At 37.5% G+C, this 18,968-nt stretch carries 14 protein-coding genes; 8 read left to right on the top strand and 6 right to left on the bottom strand.

All coding sequences use genetic code 11. The annotated features are described in order from the left end of the window. Nucleotides 1-13: 13 nt before the first annotated feature. The gene (locus tag HX124_RS10700) at nt 14-997 is read right to left on the bottom strand and encodes an ion transporter (protein WP_286384108.1); all 984 of its coding nucleotides are present in this window, start codon (nt 995-997) and stop codon (nt 14-16) included. Nucleotides 998-1,234: 237 nt separating this feature from the next. Between HX124_RS10700 and HX124_RS10695 the strand changes: the two genes are divergently transcribed. After that, complete coding sequence (locus HX124_RS10695; protein WP_286384109.1) at nt 1,235-2,581, top strand: amino acid permease; 1,347 nt, start codon at nt 1,235-1,237, stop codon at nt 2,579-2,581. 125 nt (nt 2,582-2,706) lie between these two features. Here HX124_RS10695 and HX124_RS10690 read toward each other — a convergent pair whose 3' ends face one another. Beyond that, a complete protein-coding gene (locus HX124_RS10690) occupies nt 2,707-3,192 on the bottom strand; it encodes a glutathione peroxidase (RefSeq protein ID WP_286384110.1) in 486 nt (161 codons plus the stop codon). Then, a complete protein-coding gene (gene msrB, locus HX124_RS10685; protein WP_286377899.1) occupies nt 3,189-3,608 on the bottom strand; it encodes a peptide-methionine (R)-S-oxide reductase MsrB in 420 nt (139 codons plus the stop codon). Before msrB ends, HX124_RS10690 begins: the two co-directional genes overlap by 4 nt. A gap of 152 nt (nt 3,609-3,760) precedes the next feature. On the opposite strand from msrB, the gene HX124_RS10680 reads away from it, so the two are divergent. Further along, nucleotides 3,761-4,996, top strand: a complete 1,236-nt coding sequence (locus HX124_RS10680; RefSeq protein WP_107009738.1) for a pyridoxal phosphate-dependent aminotransferase — start codon at nt 3,761-3,763, stop codon at nt 4,994-4,996. A gap of 253 nt (nt 4,997-5,249) precedes the next feature. Then, the gene (locus HX124_RS10675; RefSeq protein WP_286384111.1) at nt 5,250-6,308 is read left to right on the top strand and encodes a type II asparaginase; all 1,059 of its coding nucleotides are present in this window, start codon (nt 5,250-5,252) and stop codon (nt 6,306-6,308) included. 64 nt (nt 6,309-6,372) lie between these two features. Here the strand turns inward: HX124_RS10675 and HX124_RS10670 are convergent, their stop codons facing one another. After that, on the bottom strand, nt 6,373-7,260 hold the full coding sequence (locus tag HX124_RS10670) for a tetratricopeptide repeat protein (protein WP_286384112.1): 888 nt from the start codon (nt 7,258-7,260) through the stop codon (nt 6,373-6,375). A 176-nt stretch (nt 7,261-7,436) separates the two neighbouring features. On the opposite strand from HX124_RS10670, the gene dnaE reads away from it, so the two are divergent. The 5 genes from dnaE to HX124_RS10645 all read left to right on the top strand — a co-directional run bounded on the left by dnaE (nt 7,437) and on the right by HX124_RS10645 (nt 16,147). Next, nucleotides 7,437-11,009 (top strand): DNA polymerase III subunit alpha, encoded by a 3,573-nt coding sequence (dnaE, locus tag HX124_RS10665; protein WP_286384113.1) that lies wholly within the window; start codon nt 7,437-7,439, stop codon nt 11,007-11,009. A gap of 36 nt (nt 11,010-11,045) precedes the next feature. Next, nucleotides 11,046-11,879 carry an RNA methyltransferase gene (locus tag HX124_RS10660; protein WP_107009742.1) on the top strand — a complete coding sequence of 278 codons (834 nt, stop codon included), beginning with the start codon at nt 11,046-11,048 and terminating at the stop codon, nt 11,877-11,879. After that, nucleotides 11,879-12,700, top strand: coding sequence for a serine O-acetyltransferase (cysE, locus tag HX124_RS10655; protein WP_107009743.1), 822 nt, complete (start codon nt 11,879-11,881; stop codon nt 12,698-12,700). Before HX124_RS10660 ends, cysE begins: the two co-directional genes overlap by 1 nt. Nucleotides 12,701-13,080: 380 nt before the next feature. After that, nucleotides 13,081-14,013, top strand: a complete 933-nt coding sequence (locus HX124_RS10650) for an ABUW_2363 family tetratricopeptide repeat lipoprotein (RefSeq protein ID WP_286384114.1) — start codon at nt 13,081-13,083, stop codon at nt 14,011-14,013. A 127-nt stretch (nt 14,014-14,140) separates the two neighbouring features. Beyond that, nucleotides 14,141-16,147 (top strand): lipase family alpha/beta hydrolase, encoded by a 2,007-nt coding sequence (locus tag HX124_RS10645; protein ID WP_286384115.1) that lies wholly within the window; start codon nt 14,141-14,143, stop codon nt 16,145-16,147. Nucleotides 16,148-16,200: 53 nt separating this feature from the next. Here the strand turns inward: HX124_RS10645 and HX124_RS10640 are convergent, their stop codons facing one another. Next, nucleotides 16,201-17,592 (bottom strand): MFS transporter, encoded by a 1,392-nt coding sequence (locus tag HX124_RS10640; RefSeq protein WP_286384116.1) that lies wholly within the window; start codon nt 17,590-17,592, stop codon nt 16,201-16,203. A gap of 27 nt (nt 17,593-17,619) precedes the next feature. Beyond that, the gene (locus HX124_RS10635; RefSeq protein WP_107009746.1) at nt 17,620-18,885 is read right to left on the bottom strand and encodes an OprD family outer membrane porin; all 1,266 of its coding nucleotides are present in this window, start codon (nt 18,883-18,885) and stop codon (nt 17,620-17,622) included. Nucleotides 18,886-18,968: the final 83 nt, after the last annotated feature.

Here is an 18,968-nt window from a genome sequence, read left to right as displayed (position 1 = left end):
ATATAAGTGTAATTTATTCTGGCAATTTGTGCCCACAATGCGGACAAAAACAATATTTATTTTTTTCACGCTCTAACTCTTCTTCGCGACGCTCTCGAATCAATTGCAATATAATGTCCTGTGTTTGCTCAGTTGAAAGTCCTACTTCTTTACGAATACTTTCTATTTTTTCTTCATCTTTAATAATATCAATTTCACAGTTTTTCAATAAATCTCGAAACTTAAGTTCGAGCTGCTGTTTTCTCAACTCCAATTCATTCGCTAAACCATTGGCAAGAATACCTGCTGGTAAAGCAGCTAACCCGACCCCTAAAATGGTAATCAATGCACCTAAAAAACGTCCCAATGGCGTAATTGGCGTCACATCACCATAACCTACTGTTGTCAATGTTACGACAGCCCACCACATTGCAGCAGGGATTGAACTAAAAATTTCAGGCTGAGCACGGCTTTCAACCACATAAATGCCACCTGCCGCCATCACAATCATGATTAATAAAATAAAAATAACCGCTTGGAATGAACCTTTTTCACGTTCAATTACACGTAATAAAATCTGTAATGACACAAAGTAACGTGTTAATTTTAGTAGCCTGAGTAATCGCAAAATTCGTAAAAAACGTAAATCAATATGCACAAAGAAATTAATATAAGCAGGTAAAATTGCGAATAAATCAATAATTGCTGCGCCACTCGTGACATAATGCCAACGTTGTTTCCAACCTGACACAAACGGCTCTTTTTCAACAATACTCCAAAATCTTAAAATATATTCAGCACTAAAAATCACGATTGAAAAATTTTCAAATACATCAAAATAAAATTGATAAGCCCTATAAATTTCATTGACGGATTCTAATAAAACCGCGACCACATTACCAATAATAAGAAAAATCAAAAAAAAGTTAATGGTGCGACTAAATCTTGTCTCGTAATCCTCATTATGTAAGTTGTCATAGACAAACTTACGAAGTGTGTACCAAGTCTTAAATCGCATAACAGAGTGCTTATTTTTTATAGAATGCATTATGGTAATACGTGATGTCTGATCTTGACAATTTTTATGGTTTTTTTATTTTTCACAATATCTATTTAAATTATATGTCTTTTTTGCTTATTAGACTTTCTACTCATAAATTAAATTTCATTTATACATAAATATTTATTATATTAACCACCTCATATTTTCAGCCCTCGCTGTATTTCCTCATTTTTCTACATAAATGGATCATTTATGTCTGCACAAAAACAGAGCCAACTCAAACATGGTTTGAGTAACCGCCATATTCAACTGATCGCATTAGGTGGTTCAATCGGAACTGGATTATTTCTTGGAATTTCTCAAACCATTAAACTTGCTGGTCCATCCGTCATTTTAGGATATGCCATTGCAGGACTCATCGCCTTTTTTATGATGCGTCAACTCGGCGAAATGGTCGTTGAAGAACCTGTAAGCGGCTCATTCAGTTATTTTGCTTATAAATATTGGAATCCATTTGCTGGCTTTATGTCAGGTTGGAATTATTGGGTACTCAATGTCTTAGTTTGTATGGCTGAACTCAGTGCGATCGGTTTGTATATACAATACTGGTGGCCAGAAATTCCAACATGGGTGTCTGCATTAGGTTTCTTTATTTTCATTAATATCATCAATCTATTACACGTCAAAGTTTTTGGTGAAATGGAATTTATTTTTTCAATCATCAAAATTTTAGCCATTATTGGCATGATTGGCTTTGGTGCTTGGTTGCTTGCCAGTGGTCAGGCAGGTGAAACAGCCAGTATTACAAACTTATGGGCTTTAGGCGGATTTTTCCCAAATGGCTTTACAGGTTTAATTATGGCGATGGCGATCATTATGTTCTCTTTTGGTGGCATTGAGTTAGTTGGAATTGCCGCCGCAGAAACACGTAACCCAACCCAAACCATTCCTAAAGCAGTGAATCAAATTGTCTATCGAGTCTTGCTATTTTATGTACTCACAATTGTCGTTTTACTTTCATTATTCCCATGGAATCAGATTGCAGAAGGCGGCAGTCCTTTTGTCTTAATTTTTGATTCTTTAGGTAGTCAAGGCGTTGCCACTATTTTAAACTTTGTGGTTTTAACTGCGGCAATTTCTGTTTATAACGGCACCAGTTATGGCACCAGTCGTATGTTGCTTGGTTTAGCAGAACAAGGCAATGCGCCCAAATTTTTACGCAAAATTAATCAACGTGGCATTCCTTATGCTGCGATTTTAACTTCTGCTGTTGTCACTGCAATTTGTGTTGTTTTAAATTATGCTTTTCCTGAAAAAGCATTTAAATTACTGATGAGTTTAGTCGTATCTGCTATTGTTATTAACTGGATGATGCTCGCATTTACTCACTTAAAGTTTAAGCAACGTATGCTCAAACTCCAGAAATCGACACTTTTTCCAGCGATTGCATACCCAATAACAAACTATATTTGTATCATTTTTATGTTGGCTATTTTGGTCGTGATGTGGATGACACCCGATATGCAAATTGCTGTTATTCTGATTCCATTTTGGTTGATCTGTTTGACTTTAGCGTATTATTTAAAACCCAAAAAATAACTAACCTGTTAATCAGTGATCAATATTTTTATCATTTATTAAAATTTAGCCCTCTATGAAAATAACATAAAGGGCTAATCATTCAGCAATTTTTTAGACATTGAATTACACATTACACTGAAGCTTTATACTTCAGCCAACGCTTTTTCAATATCTTCTTCCAATGCTTCTGGTTTGGTTGTCGGTGCGTAACGGTTGATGACTTCACCTTTGCGATTAATTAAAAATTTAGTGAAATTCCACTTAATTCCACTCCCCAAAACACCTTTACTATTGTTGGTCAAATAACGAAAAATCGCGTGTGCTTCTGGACCTTTCACATCGACTTTTGCAAACATAGGAAAATTCACACCATAATTGCGTTGGCAGTATTCTCCTATTTGTTCATTACTTCCTGGGTCTTGTCCACCAAATTGGTTACATGGAAAACCTAGAACCTTAAAGCCTTGATCTTTATATTTTTCATAGAGTTTTTCTAAACCTGCAAATTGTGGTGTAAAACCACATTTGCTAGCTGTATTCACGATCAATAAAACTTCGCCTTGATAGTCTGAAAAAGCTTTATTGTCTCCTTCTAATAATTCAGCTTCAAACTGATAAATACTGGTCATGGATAGGTTTCCTCATCACTTTTTTCTTGTGTTTTTAATTCTAACGACGCGGAATTTACACAATAACGTAACCCCGTCGGTTGTGGACCATCTTCAAAAACATGCCCCAAATGTGCATCACAATGGTGACAAACAATTTCTGTGCGTTGCATACCGTGTGAATCATCATCATTTTCTTCAACAGCGGCGGCATTAATTGGTTTATAAAAACTTGGCCAACCACTACCACTATCATATTTCGTTTCTGAAGAAAATAATTCTGTACCACAGCAACGGCAAATATATGTCCCCTGTTGCTTAGTATTCCAGTATTTACCCGTAAAAGCAGGCTCTGTCCCCTTTTGACGAGTGATCTTAAATTCTTCTGGTGATAACTCTCTTTGCCATTCTCGGTCTGTTTTATTGAGTTTTCCCATCATTAACTCCTTTAAATCTTTGACATTCAATGTCATGCTTCACGTACTTCCATATTTACGCTAGAGCTTGCAAAATATCTAGCTAAATTTCAACATAGATTGTGATATTTCAGTAATCTATTTTTTTCAACTCGAAATCATTGGATAAAATTATGTCCGTTTTAGGTAACACAAAACCACGCGAAATCAAGAAATCGTCAAAGCTTGAGCATGTTTGCTACGACATTCGTGGACCAGTGTTACGAGCGGCCAATGAAATGGAAGAAGCCGGACACAAAATTATTAAGTTAAATATCGGCAATCCTGCTCCATTCGGATTTGAAGCACCTCAAGAAATTATTAATGATGTCGCTTTAAATCTACCTAATGCGATTGGTTATACAGACTCAAAAGGAATTTTCCCTGCACGTAAAGCAGTGTGTCAGTATTATCAACAAAAAGGCATTTTAAATATGCATGTTAATGACGTGTATATTGGTAATGGTGTTTCTGAACTCATTGTCATGGCAATGCAAGGTTTATTGGACGATGGCGATGAAATGCTTGTTCCAATGCCTGACTATCCGCTATGGACTGCTGCGGTCAATCTTTCAGGTGGTACTGCGATTCACTACAAGTGCGATGACCAAAATTATTGGTATCCAGATATTGCAGACATGGAAAGTAAAATCACCCCCAATACACGTGGGATCGTGATTATTAACCCAAATAACCCAACAGGTTCAGTCTATCCACGTCATGTTTTAGAACAAATTGTTGCTTTGGCTAAAAAATACGATTTGATTTTATTTGCAGATGAAATCTACGACAAAATCGTGTATGACGGCATCGAACATGTTTCAGTTGCTGCACTCGCAGGCGACCAATTATGTATTTCTTTTAATGGTTTATCTAAATCTTATCGTATTGCTGGCTTCCGTTCAGGCTGGATGGCGATCACAGGCGACAAAACACGCGCTGCCGATTATATTGAAGGTTTAGACATGCTCGCTTCAATGCGTTTATGTGCCAACCATCAAGCGCAGTATGCGATTCAAACCGCTCTAGGGGGCTATCAGTCAATCAATGACTTGATTCGTCCGGGTGGTCGTTTATATGAACAACGCAATATTGCATGGGAAATGTTGAATGACATTCCGGGCGTATCTTGTGTAAAACCCGAAGGTGCAATGTACTGTTTCCCTAAACTTGACCCTGAAGTTTATCCAATCGAAGATGATGAAAAATTTATGTTGGATTTCTTAAAAGCTGAAAAAGTTTTATTGGTTCAAGGTACAGGTTTTAACTGGCCTACGCCTGACCACTTCCGTGTCGTGTTCTTACCTGCTGAAAATGAACTGCGTGAAGCATTAAATCGTTTAAGTCGTTTCTTGGCAAAAATGCGTTAATTTTCAAGTTTAGATAAATTTCAAAAGCACTCAATTGATTGGGTGCTTTTTTTGTAAGAAGTTTTAAAACTTAATAGCTTAATAAAGTGCTATTTCCATTTCACATTTTCTTTTTCAATACATATAAATTTGAATGATCATTCAAAAAACAATATTTTAAATTAGGTATGGGCAAAAACCTATTTTTTATATTAAGTTCAAATTGGTACAAAAAGTGCTTAAAACTAGAATGATGAATAGAAAAGGATATTTTATGAAAAAGACGGTTACAGCTCTCGCACTTTCAATCGGAATGCTCTTGCCATTTGCAAGTTATGCTAAAAATAATGTCGTTGTCGTCGCAACAGGCGGTACGATTGCAGGTGCTGGTGCAAGCTCTACCAATAGCGCTACTTATACCGCAGCCAAAGTTCCTGTAGATGATCTACTCAAAGCTGTTCCACAAATTCAAAACCTTGCAAATGTTACAGGTGTACAAGCACTGCAAGTTGCCTCAGAAAGTATTACAGATAAAGAGCTTTTAACGATTGCCCGTAAAGTCAATGAGTTGGTTAAAAAGCCTGATGTAAATGGTGTAGTCATTACACATGGTACCGATACGTTAGAGGAAACCGCATTCTTTTTAGGATTAACTGTACATACAGATAAACCTATCGTGGTTGTGGGTTCGATGCGCCCACCTTCTGCCCTATCTGCGGATGGTCCTTTGAACCTTTATAGTGCAGTCGCGCTCGCTGCGGCGGATAGCGCCAAGGGTAAAGGAGTCTTTGTTCTCATGAATGATGATATATTTGCGGCACGTGATGTGAGTAAGACCATTAACATTCACACCAATGCTTTTGTAAGCCAATGGGGAGCCTTAGTTACATTAGTTGAAGGAAAGCCTTATTGGTTTAGAAATGTAGCGAAACGCTTTAACAATAGTTCAGAATTTAATATTGAAAGTATTCAAGGAGATCGCCTACCTTCAGTGCAAATTGTTTATGGTTCAGGCAATATGCTTCCTGATGCTTACTTGGCTTATGCCAAAGCAGGTGTCAAAGCAATTATTAATGCAGGTACAGGCAATGGCTCTGTCGCAAATTACATTGTCCCAACCTTAAATCAGTTACAGCAACAAGGCATTCAAATCATTCGTTCATCACGTGTTCCGCAAGGTTTTGTCTTACGCAATGCTGAACAACCTGACGATCAATATGGTTGGGTCGTCGCTCACGATTTAAATCCACAAAAAGCGAAACTGTTAGCGGCTTTAGCACTGACAAAGACTCAAGATGCTAAAGAAATCCAACGTATGTTTTGGGAATATTAACTTTTTTGAAGTTAAAACAAAAAATAAGCGCCTCATCGGCGCTTATTTATAGCATATACATCAATCATTCTGCAGCACTTGCTGTTGCCGCGATTGATTCACGATATTCCTTCGCTTTACTTGCATCTTTTTTCAAACCAAAACCACCTGTTTCATAAAGATTTGCCAAGCTTTCAAGTGCATCATGGTCGCCTTGTTCATAAGCCAATTCATAATACTTTGCTGCGCGTTTAAAATCTTTTTTTACACCTTCGCCATTTTCATACAATAAACCTAGGTTTGACGTTGCAAGTTCATTGCCTTGCTCAGAAGCTAAAGTATAAAGTTGTAATGCTTTGGCATAGTCTTGGGTAACACCATCACCATCATGATATAAAACGCCTAAATTATTTTGCGCATCACGATTTTCTTGATCTACAGCCAGTTGATAATATTGAACTGCTTTTTTCAAGTCTTTGGTGACATATTCACCCATTTCGTAATTATAACCTGCATGATATTGCGCTTCTGCAAGACCACCATCCGCAGCTTTTTGTATCCATGTCATGGCTTTTTTAGGATCAGCTTTGACACCTTCTTCGCCATTTTCTAAAGTTTGACCATAGCGATATTGTGCTAATAAATGGCCTTTCTCAGCAGCTTTGAGCAGCCATTTCATCGCTTCGACATTATCTTCTTTAACGGCTTCACCTTCATCGTACATATAACCGATTGAGTAAATAGCTTCTAAATTATCTTTTGCTGCTGCCTTACGATACCACTTTAACGCTTCTGCTAAATTTTCCTCTACACCATAACCTTGATAATATGCTTCACCCAATTCATATTGTGCTTGAGCATCACCAGATTGTGCTTTTTTGACTAAAGTGGAACTATATTCAACTTCTGCATAAACAACGCTTGTAACAGGTAAAGCTAAACAACCCAATAAAAATAATGTTTTAATTTTCATCTGTTTCCTTTAAGGACTAAACAATTCATTTATTGTAAAGCCTAATGATATTAAGATTTTTTAATGATTGCAAAACATGCAACTATTCAACAACAAAATAAGATTGATTAAGTTTCACCGACATATCTAAATGAAGCGTGTTAAAATCATACGTTGTTATGAAAGGGTTTCTATCTATGCAGTTTGTTCATCTTGGTATTTTTACAGAATTTTCGATCACAGAGTCGATCGTTCGTATACCTGATCTGATTAAAGCTGCTGCGTCAGATGAAATGCCTGCTTTAGCCATTACCGACTTATCCAATCTGCATGCCGCAGTTAAATTTTATAATAAAGTCATCGGTAAAGGGATTAAACCAATCTTTGGCAGTACCATCCGCTTGAATGATGCCAGCCACAAAGCCACTTTATTAGCCATGACCAACAAAGGCTGGCGTGGACTGACCGAAATTGTGTCACGCGGTTTTATTGAAGGACAACAACTTTCCATTCCCTGCATTCAAAAAGACTGGGTGCTAGAACAATCTCAAGATTTAATTGTTTTATTGGGTTTACACAGTGATGTGGGTGAAATGCTGTGTTCAGCATATCCTGAAAAAGCAGAACCCTTACTTGAAGAATGGGTGAGCAAATTTGGTAATCGGGTATATCTGGCATTGACCCGTACTGGTCGCCCGATGGAAGAAAGCTTTAATCAGGAAGCCGTTAAACTTGCTGCAAAATATAATATTGGTGTGGTGGCACATAACGATGTCCACTTTATCAAACCCGAAGATTTTGAAGCGCATGAAGCCCGTGTATGTATTGCTGATGGCTATGTACTCGGTGATAATAAACGTCCTAAAAACTACAGCACTGAGCAATATTTCAAATCATCACAAGAAATGATTGAGCTGTTTGCAGACATTCCAAGTGCCATTGAAAATACAGTACAGATTGCGAAACGTTGTACTGTTTCTTTACGCTTAGGCTTCAATGACTTACCTGACTACCCAATCCCAGAAGGTCATACCATTGACACCTACTTTGCGCATTTGTCTGAAGTGGGTTTAGAAGAACGCCTTGACGTTCTATACCCTGTAGAAAAGCGTGATGCAGATTGGGCAGAAATCCGTAAACCTTATGATGAACGTCTTGCCTATGAACTTGGCATTATCAATAAAATGGGATTCCCCGGCTACTTCCTGATCGTTATGGACTTCATTCAATGGTCAAAAAATAATGGCGTTCCTGTGGGACCTGGTCGTGGTTCAGGTGCAGGTTCATTGGTCGCATTCAGCTTAAAAATCACTGACTTAGACCCTCTGCGCTATGACCTGCTTTTCGAACGTTTCTTAAATCCAGAACGTGTATCCATGCCCGACTTTGATGTCGATTTCTGTATTGCGGGTCGTGATAAAGTCATTGACTACGTGGCACGCCATTATGGACGTGATGCCGTTTCACAGATTGCGACCTTCGGTACCATGGCGGCTAAAGGTGCGATTCGAGATGTTGCGCGTGTATTAGGCAAATCTTATGGTCTGGCTGACCGTATTTCAAAAATGATTCCAACCAAGCCTTTGGGTTTAACTTTGGAAGAATCCATTGAAGCGGAACCACAACTCAAAGATATTGTGACCAACCCATCCAACCCTGACAATGATGATGCAGCTGAAATCTGGGAAATGGCACTTAAACTGGAAGGCATTACCCGAAATACAGGTAAGCATGCAGGCGGTGTGGTCATCGCACCAACTAAAATCACCGATTATTCTGCTGTCATGTGTGAAGCCGATGGTACAGCCCGTGTTGCCCAATTTGATAAGGATGATGTTGAAGCCGCAGGATTGGTTAAATTTGACTTTTTGGGTTTACGTAACCTGACGGTCATTGAAGATGCTGTTCAAAATATCAATAAGCGCATTCAAGCTGAAAAACCTTTGGACATTGCTCATATTCCACTTGACGATAAAGATGCTTACCTCGTCTTTGCCGAAGCCAATACCACTGCGGTGTTCCAGTTTGAATCCGTGGGTATGAAAAAAATGCTCAAAGAAGCACGCCCAAGCAAATTTGAAGAAATTATTGCCTTCGTATCTTTATATCGTCCGGGTCCAATGGATCTGATTCCAGACTTTATTCACCGGATGCACGGTGGTGAATTTGAATATTTACATCCACTACTTGAAAGTGTGCTTGAACCGACTTATGGCATCATGGTGTATCAGGAACAGGTAATGCAAGCTGCACAATTCTGTGCAGGCTATTCGCTTGGTGGTGCGGATATTTTACGTCGTGCCATGGGTAAGAAAAAACCTGAAGAAATGGTCAAACAGCGCCAAATCTTTATTGAAGGTGCTGCTAAAAAAGATATTGACGAAGGCACTGCCAACCATATTTTCGACTATATGGAAAAATTCGCAGGCTATGGCTTTAACAAATCCCATGCGGCAGCTTACGCACTTGTAGCTTATCAAACTGCATGGCTCAAAGCACATTATCCATCCGAGTTTATGGCTGCGGTCATGTCTTCGGAAATGCAGAATACCGATAATATTGTTTTTCTGATTGATGACTGCCGTATCAATGATTTAAATGTATTACCTCCTTCTGTAAATATGTCGTTTTACCAATTCCATGCCTCTGACGCTGAAACCATCGTTTATGGTTTAGGTGCCATTAAAGGTGTCGGTGAACAAGCCATGCAATCGGTGATAGATTCACGTCTGCATGATGGTCCGTTTAAGGATTTATTTGATTTCTGTCATCGTGTTGATTTGAAAAAAATCAATAAACGCACCTTGGAAGCCTTAATTCGTGCGGGTGCATTGGATTGTTTAGGCATTGAACGTGCTAGTCTGATGTTACAACTCCCTGAAGCAGTTCAAGCGGCTGAACAGGCACGTTCTAACCGTGAAACAGGCATTATGGATTTGTTTGGTGAGGTCGAAGAAGTTCAGCGTAAACCTGCCAAACCTGTTAAAGCATGGTCAGATGAAGTTCGTTTAAAAGGCGAAAAAGATACACTCGGTTTATATCTTACTGGACATCCAATTGATGTCTATAAACCAGAACTAAAAGCCTTTATTCCAAACAAAATTAGTGAACTCACCCCTACTCGTCGTGGAGTTACGACTGTCTTTGCTGGTTTGGTGGTAGACGTTGCGAACTTCCCAAATCGTATGATGATGACGCTTGATGATGGTACAGCACGTATTGAAGTTTCAGCAAATCATGAGCGCTTCCAACGTTTCAAAGATATTATTCAAAATGAAAAAGTGGTGGTCATAGAAGGTGAAATCTATGAGCGAGAAGGCTTTGACCGTCCAATGGGACGCTTAACTAAAGCATTTACCTTAAATGAAATTCGTCAAAAGCGTGCCAATCACATTGCGATTAAACTTTCTCCAGAAATCATGACCAAAACATTAAGTCATGATTTACAAAATATTTTACAATCTTTCTGCCATGTTGATTTATGTCAGCACATTCCTTTACATCTGCTACTTGACTATAGCTATGCCACAACTGAGCTTCATTTAGGACAACAGTGGAAAGTTGCCCCTTTAGATGATTTACTTGCAAAATTACGTGATTATTTTGGTAAAGAATCCATTCATGTTGAATATCAAGTGAAATCTAAAGCAGCCAAAGCAGTGGATCAACGTGAATTAGCCAAACCAGCTCAAATTGCAGCCCCGCCTAGCGATATGAGCATGGATGATGCGATGGATCAATATATGGCTGATGTCAGTCAATTTTCATAAATCTCTCTGATTTAAATTAAATACTTTGGATATCGAATGAATATTATCGATAATGCTGTGGTTTCACAGCATTTAAGTCATGTACGTATTGTGATGGTAAATACCACTCTCCCTGCAAATATTGGCAGCGCATTGCGTGCCATGAAAACTATGGGCTTGTCAAAACTGGTCTTAGTGTCTCCGAAAACTTACCCACATCCTGACATTGATGCGCTTGCGGCTGGTGCAACAGATTTAATCGAACAAATTGAAATTGTTGAAACTTTAGAAGATGCAATTAAAGACTGTCATTTAGTTTTCGGTACTAGTGCGCGTAGTCGTACCATTCCTTGGCCATTGCTTGATGCTCGTCCAGCGGCACAAAAGTCAATGAATGCCGTGATTCAAGATCAACAAGAAATCGCCATTGTTTTTGGTCGTGAAGATCGAGGACTCACCAATGAAGAACTCGCCCTTGCGAATTATCATGTGACTATTCCTGTGAATAGTGACTATGGTGTACTCAATGTTTCGCAAGCAATCCAAGTCATTTGTTATGAAATGCGTATGGCAACGCTTGAATTGGCAGATAAAAAAACAGACCCTCAAGCTGTGATGCATGTAACGGATTCAGAAGATATGCATTGGGATGAACCATTAGTTACGCATGAACAAATGGAACAATTTTATCCACATATCGAAAAAATGTTAGCAGAAATTGAATTTTTAGACCCGAAAAACCCAAGATTGCTGCCTTTACGCTTGCGTCGATTATTCGGGCGTATACAATTAGATAAAATGGAATATCATTTATTACGAGGCATATTTAGTCGTGTTCAAGCCTTGAATAATGGTACATGGAAAAAGTCAAAAAATGAGGATCAAAACTAATGCTAAAACAGCTTAAAGAAGATATCCAAGCTGTGTTTGCGCGTGATCCTGCTGCGCGTAATACACTTGAAGTTTTAACAACCTATCCAGGAATACATGCTCTCATTATGCACCGTGTTGCACATGAGCTATGGATCAAAGACTGTAAAACTTCAGCACGTATGTTGTCTTCTTTTAGCCGTTTTACCACAGGTATTGAAATTCATCCTGGTGCAAAAATTGGTAAACGTTTCTTTATTGATCATGGCATGGGTGTGGTGATTGGAGAAACTGCCGAAATTGGTGATGATGTTACACTTTATCATGGTGTCACTTTAGGCGGAACAACTTGGAATCAAGGCAAACGTCATCCAACTTTAGAAGATGGCGTGATTGTGGGTGCAGGTGCAAAAATTCTTGGTCCATTTACAGTAGGTAAAAATGCTAAAGTTGGCTCTAATGCCGTCGTGACCAAAGCCATTCCTGAAGGAGCAACTGCCGTTGGCAGCGCTGCACGTTTTATTCTCAAAGACAAAGAACCAACAACGACAGCAGAACAAAGTGCTCCTTGCCCAGAACAAATTGAAAGTTTAGCTGAAAATACAAACTTCCAACCCTATGCAGCGACCCAAGAACAAACGGATCCAATGCTTGAAGGTATGCGTGTTCTACTTGATCGTTTAGAGCAAAATGAAAAACGCATGAACAGCTTGTGTCATCGTTTATCTTTATTAGATCCAACATTTAATAAATTAGATGCTGTTGATCAACAACCTTATAGTGATGAAGAACTCAAAATTATTGAGGATGTGCGTCGCGAATGTGAAGCACAAACTAAGTGATTTGATTGTAAGCATTCATTCAAAATTATTTTAAACTGTTAAAATTTATCCTGTAAAAGGTCTCTTTATTGTTCTCAAAAATAAAGCGACCTTTTTCTTTGATCATCATCAAAATTTGATCGTTTTTGAGTCATTGCACAAATTTGCATATATTGACCATAAAGCGATTTCAGCCATCACTTAGAAAAGAAAACCATCAGTCTAATTCCTCTTCAAAACAACCTAAATAAAAGACTTTTCTGATCAGTTAGCTTAAACACGTTTGTATTCTGTATAAATTTTAAAACTTCAAGTTTTAAAAGTTGCATGTTTAAATGAGTTTTCTTAGACTGACACTTAGACTTTTCTTACTTTATACAACAATTTTTTGGAAGATCAATATGACGATTAAGCCATTAGCATTAGCTATTTTATCAGCTTCAGTGCTTGCTGCTTGCTCTACAACAACACCCTTACATAAACCATCAAATAAAGCTGCGAGTAATGAACCAATCGTCTACACAGAACCAGATATTGCACCACCTTTTTATGCTTTAAATCCTTTTAATTATGACCAACCTCCTGTATTTGAGTTAGAGCTTCAAAAAGCTGCGGCTGTCCCTTTACAAAAGATGGAAGTGACTGATCCACAAAACCCAAATGCTAAAATTATTTTAGATCAAAATAAGCTCATTGTACCTTTAGTCAACAATAATCAGCGTACCATGAAATATGCAGTGATTGCAGGACAAGATGAAATTGACATCACTGCAATTGATGATCTTTTACAAATGGTTGAAGGCAAGGCACGTCATTACCCACCTCAGTTTATTGACCGTCAAGAACGTCGCGGTTTTGAAAGTAAATTAAAAGAAGTTTCTGCTCAATTAGATAGTTTAGCTGCTGCACCTAATGCTTCATTTGACATTTTGATTCGTGCTTTTAAAGCCAGTATTTTGGGTCGTAATTTGGACTTAGGACCAGCATATACCACTAAATCTTTAGACTACGCACAACGTATTTTAAAAATCAATAAAGATGATGCTGAAGCAAATTTATGGTTTGGTTTCTCACTTTCTGAAGGTGGCGGTCAAAAAGAAGCTATTCCATATTTAAACAAAGCAATGAATGCAGGTGTGCAAGAAGCATATTTATCTTCTGTAAATAACTACTTATGGATAGAGCAAAAGAAAAATGCTTTACAAACTTTAAAAAATTATAAAGTAAAATATCCTGAAGAAGCTGAAGTTGTTGATCGTTTAATTCAAGAAATTGAAAAATCTGGTCGCTATAATGTTTGGCAAGTGCTACAAAATCCAGCACAATCTAAATAATGATTTTGTCTTTGCAAAATTAAGATAAAAAATAGGTTGACTTGATCAACCTATTTTTTATAGAAAACATTGAATTCTGTACGCAAAATCGTATGATTTTCTAAAAGTTGTTCCTATGAGGATATCCATGCAGCTAACTCAAAAAAATATACTGCTAGTCCTTACCGCTCTGATTCCATTTTTCTTCAGTGGCTGTCAAGTTGTGAGTGTAAAAAATCAAAAAGTGAATGTCACTATTGCCAATGAGCGTGACAGCATTTTAACTCGCAACAAAATGAGTGAGGCAAGTTTAAATGTACTCTCGATGACAGGTAGCGAAGCTAAAAAATGTACCGAGCAGCCTGAACAATGTGTACAAGATTTAGAAAAAATCCCACAAATTCAAGATGAGCAACTTTTATCAGCAGCCAGTGAGATTTTTTTAGCTAAAGCAATTGCTTTAAATAATTCTTCAAGCTGTAAAATTAGTATTTTAGCTAAACATCAATCTGAAGAAAAACAAAAAATTAATCAAGATAATTACAATACATGTTTAGATCAGCAATTAAACATGTTGGATAAAAGTATCCGTTATAGTTATGCTTATTTATTTGAAACGAAACGATTACCGCAAGATCGCATTTTCGATAACCGCCAAGTTCAAATTCGAGATTTTTACAACCAAGCTTTAGCAAAAATGATCACGACGTATGGTCTACGCTCTAAAGACAAAACAGTTGCAAAAGAAATTAAAATTGGACAAAGCGTCTATCATATTGATTATAGTCATTATCCATTATTAGATAAGGCAAATATTGAAAACTTACTGTCTAGTTATAATCTGAACTTTTCAGGCTTGCGCTCACTAAACCGTAGAGATGGTTTTGGTTCCGAATTTGTCGCAATTTTAGCCGACCCGAAAAGTCCAGAAGAAGACCAATATGTCGTCGATCCTTTGCATCATCATTATCAAAATGGAGTGAATCCAAATATTCACGATCCGCGTTATTTATCTGTCAGTATTATTGCTCAACCAACATCAGGAAAAAGTGTTCAAGAAATTATTCACAATCCTAACTTTAGCTTAAAAATTTATGACCCTTATTCGACTGAAAAAGTCCAAGTTGCTGATCGTGAATATCCTTTAGCTGCAAATTTTTCTGCACCTTATGGTTTATGGTTAGCTGAAAATAATTTAGGTGCTGCTGCCTATTTGACTTTGATTGATCGTGATCAGCATTTGGCTATGCCGCATTTATATATGCTAGAACCTTTTAACCCAAATAAAAAAGTGATTGTTTTAGTGCATGGTTTAGCAAGTAGTCCTGAAGCATGGATACGTTTAACCAATGATATTATGGGCGACCATGTTTTACGTGAACATTTTCAAGTTTGGCAAGTATTTTACTCTACCAACATGCCTATTTTAGAAAGTCGCTTTCAAATTAATGCCTTGATTAATCAAACATTTGATTATATTGGTCAAGACACTGCTGCGGCTAAAGATGCAGTATTAATTGGTCACTCTATGGGTGGAATTATTTCTCGTCTTTTGGTCAGTGATGCAGATCTGACACAACCTGCTTTAAAAATGCTCAACAATCGTAAATTTGATCGCTTTAAGAATGATTCCGTTTTTAAATCACGTTTAACGATTTCATCAATTCCGAACTTTGACCGTGCTATCTTTGTTTCAGCTCCTCATCGTGGTACTGCCTTTGCTGATCGTTGGTTTACTTTGGCTGCACGAAAAATTATTAAATTACCAGGTGCTTTCCTAGGTGCTTTGGCAGATACAGTCACAGAACAAAATATGAATATGAAAAATTTTGTTGAAGAAGTTGGACATGGCCTAATTCAAAATGGTCCAAGTGATTTAAGCCATAACTCAAAATTCACGCAACTTACAAAAAATGTCATGCCGAAACAAGGCATGATTTATCACTCAATTATGGGGAATAACTCAGATACAACTGATTTTAGTATCATGTCTGACGGTATTGTCCCTTATGAAAGTGCGCATTTAGATGGTGCTGCCTCTGAAAAAATTATAAAAGGTGGGCATTCTATTCAAGAAACGCCTGAAGCCGTTTTAGAGTTAAGACGTATTTTACGCTTGCATTTGGTAAAATTAGGTCTATATAAGCCTGACTAAAACAAAAAAATAGCCCGCATTTTGTGGGCTATTTTTTACTTCAAATAAAAAAATCATTTGGAAAGATTTAAACGCTTTGCTGTTTTATCTGGATTTAAAAATAAAATTGCCAAAACTGCAACAACAATTAAATACACACCAATATAAGTAAAACTTTGGTTCATTCCATAAATTAAATTTTCAGCCATTTGACTCGATAATAATTGCCCTTTGGCTGGTTGAATATATCCTGCCCGATCCATCAAATGTCCAACCATTAAAGGAGACACGATTCCACCCACTGAAGATAAGGAAACTAAGGTTGCCATCACTGCTGCACGTTGTTTAGAACAAACACTATATCCGACTGTCATCGTTGCCAATGGAAAAGTCATTGCTGCCCCTGCGGCAATCGTAATCAATAAAATCGCCATATTACTTTGAGTATAAGGCAAAAGAAAAAATGCAATACCCGAAATTAAAATAATGATGCCAAAATTCATGCCCAAAGCTTGATGTACTGTGGCATTTTTTTTCATCAAAATACGTGAAATATAACCTGCCCCCATTAAAGCAAGTGCGCCAAGTATCCATGGTAAAGTTGAGATCGTTCCCACCATTTGTGGAGACAACTGTGCCACTGTTGCAATATATTTAGGAGACCATGTCGTTAAAAAACCAAGTGGCCAAAAACAACCGATCCCTGTAAGCACTGCCACAATAAACATTTTCGAACTAAAAATTTTAAAATAAGGAACAGGCTTAAGCTGATCTACCACCGCTGCAATACTATGTGTATGAATATTTAACTCATCATTATTTTTGGTCTCTTTCTTTTCAGGTTGATCACTAGTATGACTATAAGGTCCTTCTTTGCATACGAAAAACCAAACTACTGTCCAAATCAAACCCACTATGCCTAGAAAACCAAATGCCCAACGCCATCCCAGTTGTGGATGTGCAATGATATAAGCCAAAGCAGGTGCAGCTAAAATAGGTCCAATAGTTGTTCCTGCTGCAACCATACTACTTGGAAAACCACGTGCAGTAGGCTCAAACCAACCTTGCACGTGTTGTAAACTAATTGAAGACGCTGGTCCTTCAGCCGCCCCCAAAATAATACGGGTGACTAAAAGCGCCATTGCACCACCTCCAAATAACATTGGAAATTGTAAAATAGCCCAACTGACGCCCATGACCAAAATAATCCATTTGGTTTGAATTTTTCCTGCAGCAAAACCAACAACAACACCAGATATTGCAAATAAAAAAAAGAATGAACTACCAATAAAGCCAAACTCTGTACTCGTCATTTGCAGTTCAGCCATGGCTGACTCTGCAACAAGTCCTAAGACTGCCTTATCTGCAAAATTAATCATTTGAAAAATCATTAATAATGCAGTGATCAACCATGCTTTTTTTAATCGTGTATGTGGTGTTAAATCTTGCGATGTTTTTTGCATCATTCTATTCACACCCTCATGATTTTGTATTTAGAACTTAAAGGTATATGTAGTTGCAACACGGTTTTCGACATAGTCTGTACCTGCTGCATTACCTACGCCATATTTTTGGTCAGTACGAATATGACGCCATTCAAAGCCTAAACCTTTAAATTTACCTTCAGGAGCTGTGTAATTGACGATGACATTTTTCTCGGTTTCTTTATTATCCTTTAAATTTGGACGATAAATTTCACTACCATTTAAATAGCGTAAAGTCAGTCTTAAGCCTGGAACTCCTGCTTCTTTAAAGTCATAACTATATAAAATATGCCATGTAAGCTCTTTTGCTTTATAAAACCCTAAAGACGACCAACTTTGTAAAAATGGCTGTGGAATATACCCTCCCAATACAGGTATCGCATTTTCACCCATGTGTTTTTGAACACCTGTGGTGATTGTATTCGAACCATTTTGTACCGTTGCTTGTAACCCTACAGATTGGGTATCAATATTGCCAAAGTAAGCATCACCATCTTCGGTATAGTTAAAATAACGTGCATCCACTTTAACTTTGGATTTGCCGACTTGCTCTGTATATGCCGCATTCAAATAATGTTGTTGATAAATATCTTCAAGCTGCCCAAACCAATATGAACCTGAAATATTCGGATTAAAGTTATAGTCTAGCCCAAGAAAATTTAAACCATCACTCTCTTTATTTGGATCGGTTGAACCCGCTAAAGTTAATTTATTAAACTCATCATCATCACGTGCATTCACATGTGTAAAACGACCCGCAGATACTTTTAGATCTTTAATCTCTTTACTCTCAAGCATTGCACCTGCATAAGTGGTGACCAACTGGCGTGAATCATCAATAAATAATACGGGCGTTTTTGGAAATAATTCACCCACTTTTAACTCTGTATCTTGATATTTTAATTTCAGCGTTGCGCCTAACTTTAAGAAGTCACGCTCTTGTTTACCTTCAGATTTATTGTAATTAAATACAGTATCTAAACGCTGATCATTATGATCACTTAAGCGTACAGCATATTGAAAGCCTAAATCTAATCCCAACTGTACAGGTGTATTGGTATATCCTGATTCAAAACGGCTGCTAATTCCTTGCGACCAACTTCCAATATCTTTATCGGTTTTTGCAATATCACGATCTACATAAAAATTTCTTAAATACACCGATTTTTGACTATCCTGCCAAAAATCTGCATGCGCGATATTAATACTTAAGCAACCTAAAATTGCATAGCCGACAGTACGTTGTGCTTGAAATAAGCCATTTAATTTAAACATAGAGGAAATCCTTTCCAAACATTTTTAACTTGTTGTATTACTCTGGGTTGTACATCATCACGACAATCTAATAATAAAATTGA

Origin of the sequence: Acinetobacter sp. 226-1 (assembly GCF_030329325.1) — a bacterium.
GTDB lineage: Bacteria > Pseudomonadota > Gammaproteobacteria > Pseudomonadales > Moraxellaceae > Acinetobacter > Acinetobacter sichuanensis.
The sequence above is the reverse complement of the archived record's forward strand: the minus strand, read 5'-3'. Positions and strand labels throughout refer to the sequence as shown.